A 12458-nucleotide genomic window follows, 5' to 3' on the forward strand; every position below is an offset into this window, starting at 1 on the left:
CGGGAAGGCGGCGCCGTGAGCCTCAGAACACGTCCGGGCACCACGGGCGCCGCAGTGTGCGGAACACCGCGTCCGCCGTCGCCGTCGCGCCCGCCCGGTGCTCGGCGAGCCGGCCCAGCGCGGCCAGTCGCACCGGCGACTCGTCGCCGAGGTAGACCCTGCTCAGGTCCGCGACGTCCAGCGTGAGGTCGGCGTCCCGCGTCGTGGTGGCGCAGGACGCGCCGGACGGGGACGCCTCCAGCAGGAAGCGCCCGCCGGCCAGGCCCGCCGTGTCCTGGATGTCCAGGACCAGGGTGGCCTCGGTCGTGTACGTACGGGCCTCCAGGGCCCGGGGGACGTCCAGGACGCGCAGCCACAGCCAGTCCGCCTGGGTCACGACGCGGGCGGCGCGCGGGTCCGGGAGGAGGAGCGGGAGCAGGTCGTCGGGCGCGCGGTTGCCCGAACGGACCGTGGTGATCCAGTCGATGGAACAGACGAAGTGCCACAGGGCTCGTTCGGCCGCCGGGGTCGCCGCGATCATGCCGGCCACGTTCGCCGTGTTGAGCGGCTGCTTGCGGTCGCCCCACCTGTCGTCGGCGCGGTAGGCGATCAGCCCGTCCGTCTCGCCGTCCGCCGACCGGTACACGGCGTAGAACGGCTCCGTCCACGGCTCGTGCGTCGGGGTGTTCACACCGGTGTTGCGCTCCCACCAGCGCTCGTCCCTGGACACCACGCCGTGCTGCCGTGCGGCGATCCGGGCGTGGAGTTCGGGACCGAGCTTGCGTACGTCCGCGCCTTCCACCAGCTCGATACGACCGCCGTCCGTCTCGGCGGGGACCCGGCCGCGCGGGTCGAGGCCTGTCCTGGGGACGTCGATCTCCCACTCGGTGCTCGACGTGGCCGGCCCGAACCCGTACCGCCCGTAGATCGGGTACTCGGCGGCGATCAGCGAGGCGACCACATCGCCGCGCTCCTTCGCCGCCGCCAGGTCCTTGGCCATCATCCGGCTGAGCAGACCGCGCCTGCGGTGGGTGGGGGACACCGTCACCGCCGTGACCGCGTCGGCCTGCACCTTCGCACCGCCGACAACGGTCAGCTCCTGCGCGAACGACCGGAAGGTGGCCACACAGCGCCCGGCGTCGAACACACCCTGGACGCGGGAGAGATCGGCCTGGGCCAGACGCATCGCGACCTCCTCGTCCGGCACCGGAGCCGGCGTCCGGAGGAACCCTGTGTCCACGGCACGCAGCCAGTCGGGGAATTCGGCTGCGGTGACGGTGCGTGGCTCAAGGTTCATGCAGCCCACGCTACACAGCGCGTTCGAAATGTCGCGCGAATTTTCCGGCGCCCGGGGGGCCAAGAGCCGTCAGAACGTCGCCCTGATCTCGCCCACCTCCGCGTCGCCCCCCAGCAACGGCGCCCGCCCGATGCGGGACACCACCGGGGCGTCGACGCCCAGCAGTTCGAGGGAGCGGGCCAGCACCGGGCCCAGAGCGCGGACCGAGCCGTCGTCGATCTTGAAGGCCAGGGCCCTGCCGTCCGGGAGCGCCAGCGCCTGGACCGCCTCAGCGCCCATCTTGGAGAGCGTCCCCGGCACTTCACGCATCAGCCAGGTGTCCGGCCGCCGCGTCCCCGCGACGTACTCCGGGTGCGCCCGCATCGCGTCCGCGACCCGGCGCTCCGCCGTGCCGGGCTCCGCCAGCACGAACGTACGGAACGCGCGGGCCAGGCCCACCAGACCGATCGCCATCAGCGGTGCCCCGCAGCCGTCCGTACCGATCGCCGCGACGGGCTCGCCCGCCGCCTCCGCGACGACCTCGCCGACCAGCCGTTGCAGCGGGTGGGCCTGGTCGAGGTAGGTGGCGGTGTCCCATCCGTTGCGCACGCAGACCGCGAGCATCGCCGCGTGCTTGCCCGAGCAGTTCATGGTGAGCGGCTCCCGCACACCCCCGGCGGCGAGGTACGCCTCCGCCTCGACCGGGTCCAGCGGCAGATCGGGCGGCGTCCGCAGGTCCCCCTCCGTCAGCCCGTGCTCGGCGAGCATCGTGCGCACCAGGGCGAGGTGGAAGCCCTCGCCCGAGTGGCTCGCCGCCGCGAGTGCCAGCCGCTCCCCCGAGAGGTCGAGGCCGGCCCTGAGGATCGCGGCGGCCTGCATCGGCTTGTTGGAGGAGCGCGGGAAGACCGGGGCCGACGGATCGCCGAGCGCGAGCTCCACGCTCCCGTCCGGAGCCAGGACGACCAGCGAACCCCGGTGGTGGCCCTCGGTGAAACCTGACCGCACGACCTCGGCCAGAACCGGGGGCACGGGCGACGAGGACGGGGCTGTGGAGGAGGTCATGGGCGGGTGGCCTTCCGGGACACGGGCGTGACCCGCTCCCGGAAGGGTCGCCTCAGGCGAGCAGGTCCTGGACTTGTGCTTCCCCGTCACGGTACCTGCGGGCGATCTCCGCACTGCAATCGTCGACGGTCCGCTGGAGCCGGTGACGCCGCCGGGACACCTGCTGCTCGTAGCGGACGAGCCGTCCCATGGCGTCCAGGAGCTCCTCGTCCGTCCTGGCGTCCAGGTCGGAGAGCTCGACCTCGGCGAGTGTGTCCGCCGCCAGCTGCCGGTACTCGTCGCTGCGCGGCGTGGTGAGGGTGACGTGCCTGACCGAGGAGCGGTGGACGGACGGGGTGTCGGCGAGGATCTCCGAGAGCCGGTCCACCACGGGCGACTCCGGGTCCACCCGCCGGGCCAGCTCGGCCCGCAGGATGTCGATCCGGCCCTGGACCAGCCGGCGTACGTAGCTGAGGTCCGCCTCGTCGCGCTGGGCGTCACGGCGCAGGGTGCGCAGCTCCGTCAGCCGCAGCCCGCCGAATTCGGGCAGCGGGCGTACGGAGGCCAGCCCTTCGACCGCACCGCCCCCGGACTGCCCGGGCACGGACACCGCCCCCGGCAGCGGTACGGGCGGCAGAGCTGGCAGCTGGCCGGGCGCGGTACCGGTCCGCTGCACCGGCGGCCGCAGACCGGCCGCCGTACGTGTCCCTGGTACGGCACCGGGTGCTGGCCCGGTTCCATGTGTCGTCATGATGTTCCGTCCCCTCGACCGGTGCGTCGGCACACCGACACCGTGCATGGTGCCACTACGCACGGTGTTCACGCAGGTGCTCTGTACCCGTTCAGCCCAAGATAGGTTGGTCTGTATGCGTGCAGTGATACAGAGAGTGGACGGCGCGAGCGTCACCGTGGCGGGCGCCGCGGACGATCCGTCGGGGACCGGGACGGTCGGCGAGATCGTCGGCGAGGGACTGTGTGTGCTGGTGGGGGTCACTCATGACGACACCGCGGCGAAGGCGGCGCAGCTCGCCCGCAAGCTGTGGACCCTGCGGATCCTGGAGGGCGAGAAGTCCTGCTCGGACGTGAATGCACCGCTTTTGGTCATTTCGCAGTTCACTCTCTACGGGGACGCCAGGAAGGGCCGCAGGCCCACCTGGAACGCCGCCGCGCCGGGCGGGACCGCCGAGCCGCTGGTCGACGAGGTGGTGGCCCAGCTGCGGGCGCTCGGCGCACAGGTGGAGACGGGCCGGTTCGGGGCGGACATGCGCGTCTCGCTCACGAACCACGGCCCGTTCACCGTGCTGGTCGAGGTGTAGGGGCCTCCCGGGCGTCCCTACGGCTCGACGACCGTCTCCTGCGCCGCAGCGGTGTCACCCGCGAGCAGCTCCGCGTCCACCGCGACGTTCCGCTTCACCAGCGCCAGGGCGATCGGGCCCAGCTCGTGGTGGCGGGCCGAGGTGGTGATGAAGCCGAGCTGGCGGCCCTCCGCGCCGTCGGCGGCGAGCCTGACCGGCGTCCCGTGGCCCGGCAGGTGCACCTCGCTGCCGTCGAGGTGCAGGAAGACGAGGCGGCGCGGCGGCTTCCCCAGGTTGTGGACACGGGCGACCGTCTCCTGCCCCCGGTAGCAGCCCTTCTGGAGGTGTACGGCGCTGCCGATCCAGCCCAGCTCGTGCGGGATGGTGCGGTGGTCGGTCTCGAAGCCGAGGCGCGGGCGGTGCTCCTCGACGCGCAGCGCCTCGTACGCCAGGATCCCGGCCACCGGGCCGTGCTCCGCCGCGTACGTCTCCAGGCCGGCCCGGGGCAGGAACAGGTCGCGGCCGTGTGCCGTCTCGCGTACGGCCACGCCGTCGGGGACCTCGGCGATCGAGCCGGCCGGGAGGTGCACGACGGCGATGTCCTCGGTGCGGTCGGCGACCTCGACCCGGTAGAAGAACTTCATCGACTCCAGGTACGCGATCAGCTCCGCCTGGGTCTCCGGCTCGGTGTGCATCCACACCGTCGTGCCGTCGTCCACCAGATAGAGGGCGTGCTCGATGTGCCCGTTGGCGGAGAGGATGAGCGCCTCGGTCGCCTGGTTCGGCGCGAGGTCGCTGACGTGCTGGGTGAGCAGCAGATGCAGCCAGGCCAGCCGGTCGTCGCCGGTGACCGTGACGACTCCGCGGTGCGATAGGTCGACGAGGCCGCTGCCGTCGGCGAGTGCGCGTTGTTCACGGAACAGATCGCCGTAGTGCGCGGCGACGCCTTCGTCGCGCCCCTCGGCGGGGACGGCGCCGGGCAGGGACAGCAAGGGGCTCTTCATGCGACCAGCCTACGACCCGACCACGTCCCGACCACGACCCGCGTGGCGCGGTCCACCGCACGCTGCCGGGTCACTCCGGCTGTGCGGCCCCCGCCGAGTCGGCCGCTGCCGCTGATTCCGCCGAATCCGCTGCCTTCTCCGCCTTCGCCGTGCAGTCGGCGCAGCGTCCGAAGATCGCGAAGTGCTTCATGTCGGTCTCGAAGCCGAAGGTGTCCCGCAGCTTCGCGGTGAAGTCGGTGACCACACCGACATCGGCCTCCACGACGTTCGTGCAGTCCCTGCAGACGAGGTGGATGTGGTGGTGACGGTCCGCGAGGTGGTAGGTCGGGGCGCCGTGCCCGAGGTGGGCATGACTGACGAGCCCGAGCTCCTCGAGGAGCTCCAGGGTCCGATAGACGGTGGAGATGTTCACGCCCGACGCCGTCCTGCGCACCTCTCCGAGGATGTCGTCGGGTGTCGCGTGCTCCAGGGTGTCGACGGCCTCCAGGACGAGCTGGCGCTGAGGCGTCAGCCGATAGCCGCGCTGCCGAAGATCGGTCTTCCAGTCGGTGCTCACCACAGCTCCAGTGTAGAGCCGGGCGAGCACCGTCCCGACGGATCCGGGCGGAAGAGGCGTCTGTGGACCGGGAGCGGCCGGCTTGAGGAGCGGCCCACTCGCGGAGGGGAGCGGCCTACTTGAAGAACGCGATGCCGTCGTCCGGCATGTCCCCGAGGCTCTTCGCCATCTCGGCGACGTCCTCCGGGGTGACGACCTTCTTCAGGTGCGCCGACATGTACGGCCGCAGCTCCACGTCGGGGGTGGCCTTCTCGCCGACCCACATCAGGTCGCTGTTCACATAGCCGTAGAGGCGCTTGCCGCCGCTGTACGGGCCGGAGGCCGCGGTGCGGGCCACCGCGTCGGTGGCGATGTCGATCTGCGGCTTCTGGTGCGCCAGCTCGCCGTACCAGACCTCGACCACGCCGTCGTCGCGGACCATCACGACCTCGACCTTGCGGTCCTTGTCGATGCGCCAGAAGCCGGACTCGGACTCCAGCGGCTTGACCTTGTTGCCCTCGCCGTCGAGCACCCAGGAGTGCGAGACGTACTCGATGAAGTCACGGCCGTCGTGGCTGAAGGTGACTTCCTGGCCGAAGTTGCACTTCTCGGCGCCGGGGAAGTCGGAGACGCCCGCACCCGCCCAGTTACCGAGGAGGAAGGCCAGCGGCACGAGGTCCGGATGGAGGTCGGACGGAATCTCGATCATGAGCGGCTCAGACGATCTGTGAGGGTGTACGGAAGGTGTTCGGCGAGGGTCAGCGCTGGCCCTGGTACAGCTTCTTCACGGTCACGGCGGCGAAGGCGAGCACGCCGACGCAGACCAGGACCAGCAGGGCGGAGAAGAAAGCCTCAAGCACGGGAGCTCCTCGGAACGAACGACGTGACGGCAGCGGACAGCCGGGCCCCCAGCCTAATGGGTGGGGGCCCGGCACGGCGGCCCGGGGTTTCCCCCGGGCGCGGTCGGGCGGTGCCCCGGGGCCGCCAGGCGGAGCCCCGGGCCGGGATTACAGTTCGGTGCATGCCGAAGAAGCTCGTGATCAAGGTGACCGCCGGAGCCGATGCCGCCGAGCGCTGCTCGCAGGCCTTCACCGTGGCGGCCGTGGCCGTGGCCAGCGGGGTGGAGGTCTCGCTGTGGCTGACCGGTGAGTCCGCCTGGTTCGCCCTGCCGGGGCGCGCCGCCGAATTCGAACTGCCGCACTCCGCGCCGTTGCCCGATCTGATCGACTCGATCCGGGCGGGCGGCGGGATCACGCTCTGCACCCAGTGCGCGGCGCGGCGCGACATCACCGAGACGGACGTCCTCGACGGCGTACGGATCGCCGGCGCCCAGGTCTTCGTGCAGGAGGCCATGGCGGACGGCACCCAGGCCCTCGTCTACTGATCCGTCACTGATCCGGTCGACCCGGATCCCGCCGCCTGCCTACCGGCGGTGGTCCCTGCCGTCGCGCGCCTACCGGCGGTGGTCCCTGCCGTCGCGCGCCTACCGGCGGTGGTCCCTGCCGTCGAGTTCGTCCCACCAGCGGTCCGAGGTCGGATCGCCGGTGCCGCTCCCCCGGGGTGCGCGGGGCGCGGAGTCACGGGGCGCGAGGTCCGGCGGGTCACGGGGCGCGTCCGGGGGTGAGTCCGGGGGTGCTGAGCCACGGGGTGGGCGGCGCGGCGCGTCACGCGCCGCGGGAGCACCGGAGCGGCCCCCCGAGGCGTTCCGGGACGGGTCGTCCCACCAACGGTCCTCGGGCCCCCTCCGGTTGGCGACGATCGCGGCGACCGGCGGGATGACCATCGCCACCACGCACATCGCCACGGCCGCCGGGACCGACCACAGGCGCACGAAGGCCCAGGCGGAGACGAAGAGAAAGAGGCATCCGCCCATCATCAGGAAATAGGCGCGTCGGCGCCGGGCGTACATGCTTCCAGCGTAGAGCTGTTCGGCCCTGACGCACATGCGGACGGCGCGAAGGGCCGCACCCCTTGTCAGGTGGCGTCCAACCCCCTGGGGTGCGGCCCTCCGGCCGAATGCGCGCGGGAACTACACGGCGATGGCGATCTCGGCGAGGCCGCCGGTCTGCGCCACGACCGTGCGGTCGGCGGTGCCGCCCGGAACCAGGGCGCGGAGCGTCCAGGTGCCCTCGGCCGCGTAGAAGCGGAACTGTCCGGTCGCCGAGGTCGGGACCTCGGCGGTGAACTCACCGGTCGAGTCCAGCAGCCGGACGTAGCCCGTGACGGGCTCGCCGTCGCGGGTCACGCTGCCCTGGATCGTCGTCTCGCCCGGCTTGATCGTCGAAGCGTCGGGGCCGCCGGCCTGTGCTCCACACATGGTGTTCTGTCCTTCTGGTCGGGGTCCTGCTGATCGGGTCGTGCGGAATCGTCGACCCTCTTACTTGTTGGCGCCCAGCTCGATCGGCACGCCCACGAGGGAGCCGTACTCGGTCCACGAACCGTCGTAGTTCTTGACGTTGTCGACACCGAGCAGCTCGTGCAGCACGAACCAGGTCAGGGCCGAGCGCTCACCGATGCGGCAGAGCGCGATGGTGTCCTTCGACAGGTCGACCTGCTCGTCCTCGTAGAGGGCCTTGAGGTCGTCGTCGGACTTGAAGGTGCCGTCGTCGTTGGCGTTCTTCGACCACGGGATGTTGCGCGAGCTCGGCACGTGGCCGGGGCGCTGCGACTGCTCCTGCGGAAGGTGCGCCGGGGCCAGCAGCTTGCCGCTGAACTCGTCGGGCGACCGCACGTCGACGATGTTCTGGCTGCCGATGGCGGCGACGACGTCGTCACGGAAGGCGCGGATCGAGGAGTCCTGCGGCTTGGCCTTGTACTGGGTGGCCGGGCGCGACGGGACGGCGTCGGTCAGGTCGCGGGAGTCGAGCTCCCACTTCTTGCGGCCGCCGTCGAGCAGCTTGACGTTCTCGTGGCCGTACAGCTTGAAGTACCAGTAGGCGTACGAGGCGAACCAGTTGTTGTTGCCGCCGTAGAGGACGACCAGCGTGTCGTTGCCGATGCCCTTCTCGGACAGGAGCTTCTCGAAGCCGGCCTGGTCGACGAAGTCACGGCGGACCGGGTCCTGGAGGTCCTTGGTCCAGTCGATCCGGATCGCGTTCTTGATGTGGTTCTTCTCGTACGCCGAGGTGTCCTCGTCGACCTCGACGATGGCGACCTGCGGGTCGTCGATGTGGGCCTCGACCCAGTCGGCGTCGACCAGAACGTCTGCGCGGCTCATGTGTTTCTCCTCCGGGGCAGTCTGCGGCGGGGTGGTGCGGAGTGCGGAGTGCTCGGTGTACGCGCGGAAGCTGGGAACGGAACGCGTACGGAAGGCACGGGTCCGGCCCTGACTTCTCGCCGGAGGGCCGGGGAAAACGGGGGAAGGTCCCGCTCAGAAGGTGCGACAGAGCATGGCGGCGACGCGGCACAGGTCTACTGCCCGCCGCTTCGTGAGGTCCGCCTGTCGCTTCATGCGTCCGATCGTAGGGAGGTACGGGCGGAGATGTCACCGCCGTGTCGGATGATGAGACACGATCGTCCGCGATGTGGGACAAGTGAAGGTCGGGTCCTGTCCGTGGCCCGGGACCTTGCGGCACGCGAGCGGCGTTCATCTGCGGAACGGACGCGCTTGTCTCATTATCTGGATCCGCCGGTGCGGACCCTCGTCACGAACGCCTTACCCCGCTCGGCCGGGAGTTACCCGTGGCATGTGGCGTGCGGCCGTCGCGTCAGCCCGCGAGCCGGACAGCGGAGCCGCTCATCGATATCTCCAGGCCGCCGGGCGCCACTTCGATCTTCTCCAGCTTCAGGCCGTCCGGCAGCCCGCCGATCGTGCGCTCGAAGTCGGTCTTCTTCCTGACCAGGTCCTCCAGGCCGGGGACGCCCTCGCCCGGGACCTCGTCGGCACGCACCTTCACGGTGTCGCCGCCGACCAGGGTGACCGTGGAGAGCACGCTGCGTGTGACCGCCTTCCCCGTCAGGGGGATCTGGACGGAGCCGGTGACCTTGACCTTGCCGTCGCCACCGTAGGAGACCGTGACGTCCTCGTCGGCCGCCTCGGTGAGGGCCGTGTACGGGACGACGGCCGTGCCGGTCGCCCGTGCGGCCGTCGCGGTGCTGTATCCGGAGTCCAGCGTCACCTGGCGCAGCTGGGCCTTTATCTCACTGATGCGCACCTCGTGGCCCGCCGCACCGGCCCGGACGTCCTTGACCGTGACGTCGACATGGTCGAGGTCCTTCCCCGCCACCTGGGTGAGGAAGGGGAAGCCCTTGATCGAGACCTCGGTCGAGCCGGCGGCGTCGGCGCCACCGAAGGTGATCCGCTCCTCGGCCTCCGACTCCGCGAAATACAGGGCGGCGCGGTCCGCGGCGATGAAGATGCCGCCCAGCACCACAGCGATGATCAGCAGTATTCGCAGTGCACGCATGCCTGTTGTTCCCCCACTCCGACCGGCCGGGCGCCTCGCCTGGTGCACGTGACACTACTGCCGCGGCGCGGCGTGCCCGAACTGATCGACGAGCGCGGAGGCCCGCCGGTTCCCCGGGTGCCGGAAGTGTGAGTGAGGAAACGTCAGAACGTCAGAAGCAGTCCCAGGACGTCAGGCGATCGCCCGGCCGATCAGATAGACGGCCGGTGCCGCGGCGGTGAGCGGCAGCGCCACCCCGGCCGTCATGTGCACGAAGCGGGACGGATAGTCGTAGCTCGCGACCCGCAGGCCGATCAGCGCGCAGCCGCCTGCCGCGAACCCGAGGTACGCCGCCTGCGCGCCGAGGTCCGTGATCGCTCCGGCCACCAGCCCCGCACCCGCCGACGCGAGCAGAGCCACGACGACCGAGAGCGGTCCCGACAGCGGCAGGGCCCTGACGAGGACGGCCACGGCGACGGCGATGCCGCCCACCGTCACCGCGTCAGGGACGGCCGCCAGGTGCCCGGCGGCCAGCACGGCGAGAGCGGCCGACGCGACGGTGGCCGTCAGCCCGTACATCCGCTCGTCGGCCCCCGCACGGCTGCGCAGCTGGAGGACGATGGTGAGCAGCACCCAGACTCCGAGCGTGCCGAGGATGGCCGCGGGGGCGTTGCTGCGGCCCGCCGCGAGCAGCACGACATCGGCCACCACACCACCGGCGAACGCGAGCGCGATGCCCTGCCTGGCCGGCCACATGCCGTTGAGCCTGAACCATCCCGCCGCCGTCACGGCCTGGAGCAGCACCAGGGGCACGAGCAGGGCGTACGCCCCGATCGCGGCGCCGAGGGCGAGGAGCAGGCCGAGGCCCGCGGTGATCGCGGCGGGCTGCATCCCCGGCGCGATGACCGGCGAGCGCCCCTCGGCGCGGGCCCGCTGGGCGTCGGTGATCCGGCTGTTGCCCAGAGTGGTGGGCGCGCTGTACCCGGCGCCGCCGGGCGGGGCGGCCGGAGCCTCCGGGGCGGGCTGGGCGGACGGGGCAGGCGCGGCGGACGGGGCCGTCGGGACCTCGGGCGGCAGCGGGTAGGCGCCCTGCGGCTGCGCGGCGGGAGGTGCGGCGGGGGCCGCGGCCTGGTGCTGCGGCTGGATCGTCGGCTGGTACTGGGTGTCCCAGGTCTGGCCCTGCCACGTCTGGGTCGCGCCCTGGTCGGCGGGGGGCTGGGGCATGCCCTGCTCCGGGTAGACGGGGGGCTGCTGCCGGCCGTAGGACGGCTGCTGCCCGTACGCCGCCGGGTCGTACGGCGGCTGCTGCTGCGCCTGGTACTGCTGCCCGTGCCCCGGACCGTATGGGCCGGACGGACCATTGGGGTCGGACGGGGCGTAGGGGTCGGACGGGTCATGCGGTTCGTACGGATACTGCTGATCGCTGTTGCTCATGGTCTGCGGTTCACCCTCCTGCGAACGGCGGGAGCACCTCGACCGTGCCGCCCTCGGCAAGCCGTACGGTCTCATGACGGCGGGTCCCCACGGGATTCCCGTCGATCAGGAACGAACATCTGAGCAGTACGCGCGTCAGCTCGCCGGAGTGCCGCTCGCGGACCCCGGCGAGCGCCTCGGCGAGCGTCTCCGCCCTGTACGGCTCCTCCGCCGCCCCTGCGGCGGCCTTGGCCGCGGCCCAGTAGCGGATCGTTCCCGCTGCCATGGCGGCACCCCTTTCGTCGTACGTCGGCTGTCCATCATGGATCACGCCGAGTCCGTCCAGTCGGCGATACGGGTCAGCAGTTCCTCGTCCGCGGCGTTTTCCGCGTGGCCCATGCCGTGCTCGAGCCAGAGCTCCGCACGGTCCCCCGCCGCCTGCGCCAGCATCCTCGGGTGGTCGACGGGGAAGTACGGGTCCCGGTCGCCGTGCACGATCAGCAGCGGCGCGGTGATCAGCGGGACCGCCTCCACCGGGGAGAGCGGTACGGGGTTCCAGTCCTCGCGGTGGATCCGGGTGCCGAAGCCGTAGCGGCCGACGAGCCGGCCGGCGGGGCGGGTGACGACCCAGTGCAGGCGGCGCATCGGGGCCGTGCCTCGGTAGTACCAGCGGGCAGGCGCGCTCACCGCGACGACCACATCCGCGTGCGCGTCCGGGTGCACCGGCGTGCGCCCCCTGTGCTCCGTCTGCGCCCCGTGCGCTTCTGTGCGCCGGCCCACCCGTTCGGCCCCCGCCGCCCGGGATTCCTCAGATTCCTCGGATCCCTCGGGGTTCCCGGATTCCATGCATTCCCCGTCGCCGGAGTCGGCGGATACTGCGGAGTCTTCGACTTCCTTCGCCGTATACAGGGCGGCGTGCCGGAGCACCACGGAACCGCCCATCGAGAAACCGACCGTAACCACACGCCGGTGTCCCAGCGATCTCGCCCAGGCGACCGCGGCCGCCAGATCCAGCACCTCGCGGTCGCCCACCGTGGACCGTCCGCCGGACTTTCCATGACCGCGGAAGGAGAACGTGATCACGGCCGCACGCTGGGCGAACACCCCGGCGGCCCGCAGCAGCGCAGGCCGGTCGGCGGCCCCGGTGAACCCGTGCGCGAGGACGATGGCCGTCTCCCCCCGCACATCGCCCGCGACGGCCCCGGAACGCGCCGTACACGGGGTGTACACCGCCTCGATACGGACCCCGTCACCGGCCCGCAACATCGTGCGCCGGGGGGTCGGCGTGATCGAGGGAACAGAAGAACTCGGGAATCGACCCTCGGACACAGAACTCATGTGGGCTATTCTGCTTCGAAGAGGATCCGGGCAATGCAGCCCCCGGGTCCTTTTGTGCTTTCCGGACGTTGTTACGACGGCGTTTCCACAAGCTCAGCGGTCCCCGGGTAGGGGACCGCACAGTAAAAATCGTATGACGGCCGTCGCGGGTGATGGCCGTCCGTACGGGAGTACGAAGCAGTGCCGCATACT

The 12458-nt window shown here is 71.4% G+C and carries 15 protein-coding genes and 1 pseudogene; 2 read left to right on the forward strand and 14 right to left on the reverse strand.

Annotated elements, in window-relative coordinates:
* Nucleotides 1-22: 22 nt before the first annotated feature.
* The 3 genes from AB0C75_RS29845 to AB0C75_RS29855 form a co-directional block, all read right to left on the reverse strand.
* Complete coding sequence (locus tag AB0C75_RS29845; RefSeq protein ID WP_362894855.1) at nt 23-1276, reverse strand: GNAT family N-acetyltransferase; 1254 nt, start codon at nt 1274-1276, stop codon at nt 23-25.
* A 69-nt stretch (nt 1277-1345) separates the two neighbouring features.
* Nucleotides 1346-2317 (reverse strand): asparaginase, encoded by a 972-nt coding sequence (locus tag AB0C75_RS29850; protein ID WP_362894856.1) that lies wholly within the window; start codon nt 2315-2317, stop codon nt 1346-1348.
* A 52-nt stretch (nt 2318-2369) separates the two neighbouring features.
* Nucleotides 2370-3047: an ABC transporter substrate-binding protein gene (locus tag AB0C75_RS29855; protein ID WP_362894857.1), complete on the reverse strand. Its 678-nt coding sequence runs from the start codon at nt 3045-3047 to the stop codon at nt 2370-2372.
* Nucleotides 3048-3162: 115 nt separating this feature from the next.
* Between AB0C75_RS29855 and dtd the strand changes: the two genes are divergently transcribed.
* Nucleotides 3163-3612, forward strand: a complete 450-nt coding sequence (gene dtd / locus AB0C75_RS29860; protein ID WP_362894858.1) for a D-aminoacyl-tRNA deacylase — start codon at nt 3163-3165, stop codon at nt 3610-3612.
* A 17-nt stretch (nt 3613-3629) separates the two neighbouring features.
* Here dtd and AB0C75_RS29865 read toward each other — a convergent pair whose 3' ends face one another.
* The 3 genes from AB0C75_RS29865 to AB0C75_RS29875 all read right to left on the reverse strand — a co-directional run bounded on the left by AB0C75_RS29865 (nt 3630) and on the right by AB0C75_RS29875 (nt 5839).
* Nucleotides 3630-4595: a folate-binding protein gene (locus AB0C75_RS29865; protein ID WP_362894859.1), complete on the reverse strand. Its 966-nt coding sequence runs from the start codon at nt 4593-4595 to the stop codon at nt 3630-3632.
* A 70-nt stretch (nt 4596-4665) separates the two neighbouring features.
* Entirely contained in the window at nt 4666-5154 is a 489-nt protein-coding gene (locus AB0C75_RS29870; protein ID WP_362894860.1) for a transcriptional repressor, read from the reverse strand.
* 112 nt (nt 5155-5266) lie between these two features.
* Complete coding sequence (locus tag AB0C75_RS29875; protein ID WP_362894861.1) at nt 5267-5839, reverse strand: FABP family protein; 573 nt, start codon at nt 5837-5839, stop codon at nt 5267-5269.
* Between the two features lie 312 nt (nt 5840-6151).
* Between AB0C75_RS29875 and AB0C75_RS29880 the strand changes: the two genes are divergently transcribed.
* Nucleotides 6152-6514, forward strand: a complete 363-nt coding sequence (locus AB0C75_RS29880) for a DsrE family protein (RefSeq protein ID WP_362894862.1) — start codon at nt 6152-6154, stop codon at nt 6512-6514.
* Between the two features lie 324 nt (nt 6515-6838).
* On the opposite strand, the pseudogene AB0C75_RS29885 reads toward AB0C75_RS29880, so the two are convergent.
* The 8 genes and pseudogenes from AB0C75_RS29885 to AB0C75_RS29920 form a co-directional block, all read right to left on the reverse strand.
* Nucleotides 6839-7039: pseudogene (locus tag AB0C75_RS29885) on the reverse strand (DUF3099 domain-containing protein); the annotation flags it as partial.
* A gap of 120 nt (nt 7040-7159) precedes the next feature.
* Nucleotides 7160-7447: a DUF1416 domain-containing protein gene (locus tag AB0C75_RS29890; protein ID WP_362894863.1), complete on the reverse strand. Its 288-nt coding sequence runs from the start codon at nt 7445-7447 to the stop codon at nt 7160-7162.
* Between the two features lie 60 nt (nt 7448-7507).
* Nucleotides 7508-8347 carry a sulfurtransferase gene (locus AB0C75_RS29895; protein WP_362894864.1) on the reverse strand — a complete coding sequence of 280 codons (840 nt, stop codon included), beginning with the start codon at nt 8345-8347 and terminating at the stop codon, nt 7508-7510.
* A 153-nt stretch (nt 8348-8500) separates the two neighbouring features.
* Entirely contained in the window at nt 8501-8581 is an 81-nt protein-coding gene (locus AB0C75_RS29900) for a putative leader peptide (protein ID WP_350310325.1), read from the reverse strand.
* Nucleotides 8582-8837: 256 nt separating this feature from the next.
* A complete protein-coding gene (locus tag AB0C75_RS29905; RefSeq protein ID WP_362894865.1) occupies nt 8838-9536 on the reverse strand; it encodes a DUF2993 domain-containing protein in 699 nt (232 codons plus the stop codon).
* A 171-nt stretch (nt 9537-9707) separates the two neighbouring features.
* A complete protein-coding gene (locus tag AB0C75_RS29910) occupies nt 9708-10949 on the reverse strand; it encodes a hypothetical protein (protein ID WP_362894866.1) in 1242 nt (413 codons plus the stop codon).
* Nucleotides 10950-10959: 10 nt separating this feature from the next.
* The gene (locus AB0C75_RS29915) at nt 10960-11214 is read right to left on the reverse strand and encodes a MoaD/ThiS family protein (RefSeq protein WP_362894867.1); all 255 of its coding nucleotides are present in this window, start codon (nt 11212-11214) and stop codon (nt 10960-10962) included.
* Between the two features lie 41 nt (nt 11215-11255).
* Nucleotides 11256-12266 carry an alpha/beta hydrolase gene (locus tag AB0C75_RS29920; protein WP_362894868.1) on the reverse strand — a complete coding sequence of 337 codons (1011 nt, stop codon included), beginning with the start codon at nt 12264-12266 and terminating at the stop codon, nt 11256-11258.
* Nucleotides 12267-12458: the final 192 nt, after the last annotated feature.

It is taken from the genome of Streptomyces sp. NPDC048565 (genome assembly GCF_040650935.1).
In the GTDB taxonomy this organism is placed as follows: domain Bacteria; phylum Actinomycetota; class Actinomycetes; order Streptomycetales; family Streptomycetaceae; genus Streptomyces.

What these genes read in the sequence shown, in the direction of transcription:
- AB0C75_RS29845 (WP_362894855.1), bottom strand. Translation starts at nt 1,276, where the DNA reads ATGAACCTTGAGCCACGCACCGTCACCGCAGCCGAATTCCCCGACTGG.
- AB0C75_RS29850 (WP_362894856.1), bottom strand. Translation starts at nt 2,317, where the DNA reads ATGACCTCCTCCACAGCCCCGTCCTCGTCGCCCGTGCCCCCGGTTCTG.
- AB0C75_RS29855 (WP_362894857.1), bottom strand. Translation starts at nt 3,047, where the DNA reads ATGACGACACATGGAACCGGGCCAGCACCCGGTGCCGTACCAGGGACA.
- dtd (WP_362894858.1), top strand. Translation starts at nt 3,163, where the DNA reads ATGCGTGCAGTGATACAGAGAGTGGACGGCGCGAGCGTCACCGTGGCG.
- AB0C75_RS29865 (WP_362894859.1), bottom strand. Translation starts at nt 4,595, where the DNA reads ATGAAGAGCCCCTTGCTGTCCCTGCCCGGCGCCGTCCCCGCCGAGGGG.
- AB0C75_RS29875 (WP_362894861.1), bottom strand. Translation starts at nt 5,839, where the DNA reads ATGATCGAGATTCCGTCCGACCTCCATCCGGACCTCGTGCCGCTGGCC.
- AB0C75_RS29880 (WP_362894862.1), top strand. Translation starts at nt 6,152, where the DNA reads ATGCCGAAGAAGCTCGTGATCAAGGTGACCGCCGGAGCCGATGCCGCC.
- AB0C75_RS29890 (WP_362894863.1), bottom strand. Translation starts at nt 7,447, where the DNA reads ATGTGTGGAGCACAGGCCGGCGGCCCCGACGCTTCGACGATCAAGCCG.
- AB0C75_RS29895 (WP_362894864.1), bottom strand. Translation starts at nt 8,347, where the DNA reads ATGAGCCGCGCAGACGTTCTGGTCGACGCCGACTGGGTCGAGGCCCAC.
- AB0C75_RS29900 (WP_350310325.1), bottom strand. Translation starts at nt 8,581, where the DNA reads ATGAAGCGACAGGCGGACCTCACGAAGCGGCGGGCAGTAGACCTGTGC.
- AB0C75_RS29905 (WP_362894865.1), bottom strand. Translation starts at nt 9,536, where the DNA reads ATGCGTGCACTGCGAATACTGCTGATCATCGCTGTGGTGCTGGGCGGC.
- AB0C75_RS29910 (WP_362894866.1), bottom strand. Translation starts at nt 10,949, where the DNA reads ATGAGCAACAGCGATCAGCAGTATCCGTACGAACCGCATGACCCGTCC.
- AB0C75_RS29915 (WP_362894867.1), bottom strand. Translation starts at nt 11,214, where the DNA reads ATGGCAGCGGGAACGATCCGCTACTGGGCCGCGGCCAAGGCCGCCGCA.
- AB0C75_RS29920 (WP_362894868.1), bottom strand. Translation starts at nt 12,266, where the DNA reads ATGAGTTCTGTGTCCGAGGGTCGATTCCCGAGTTCTTCTGTTCCCTCG.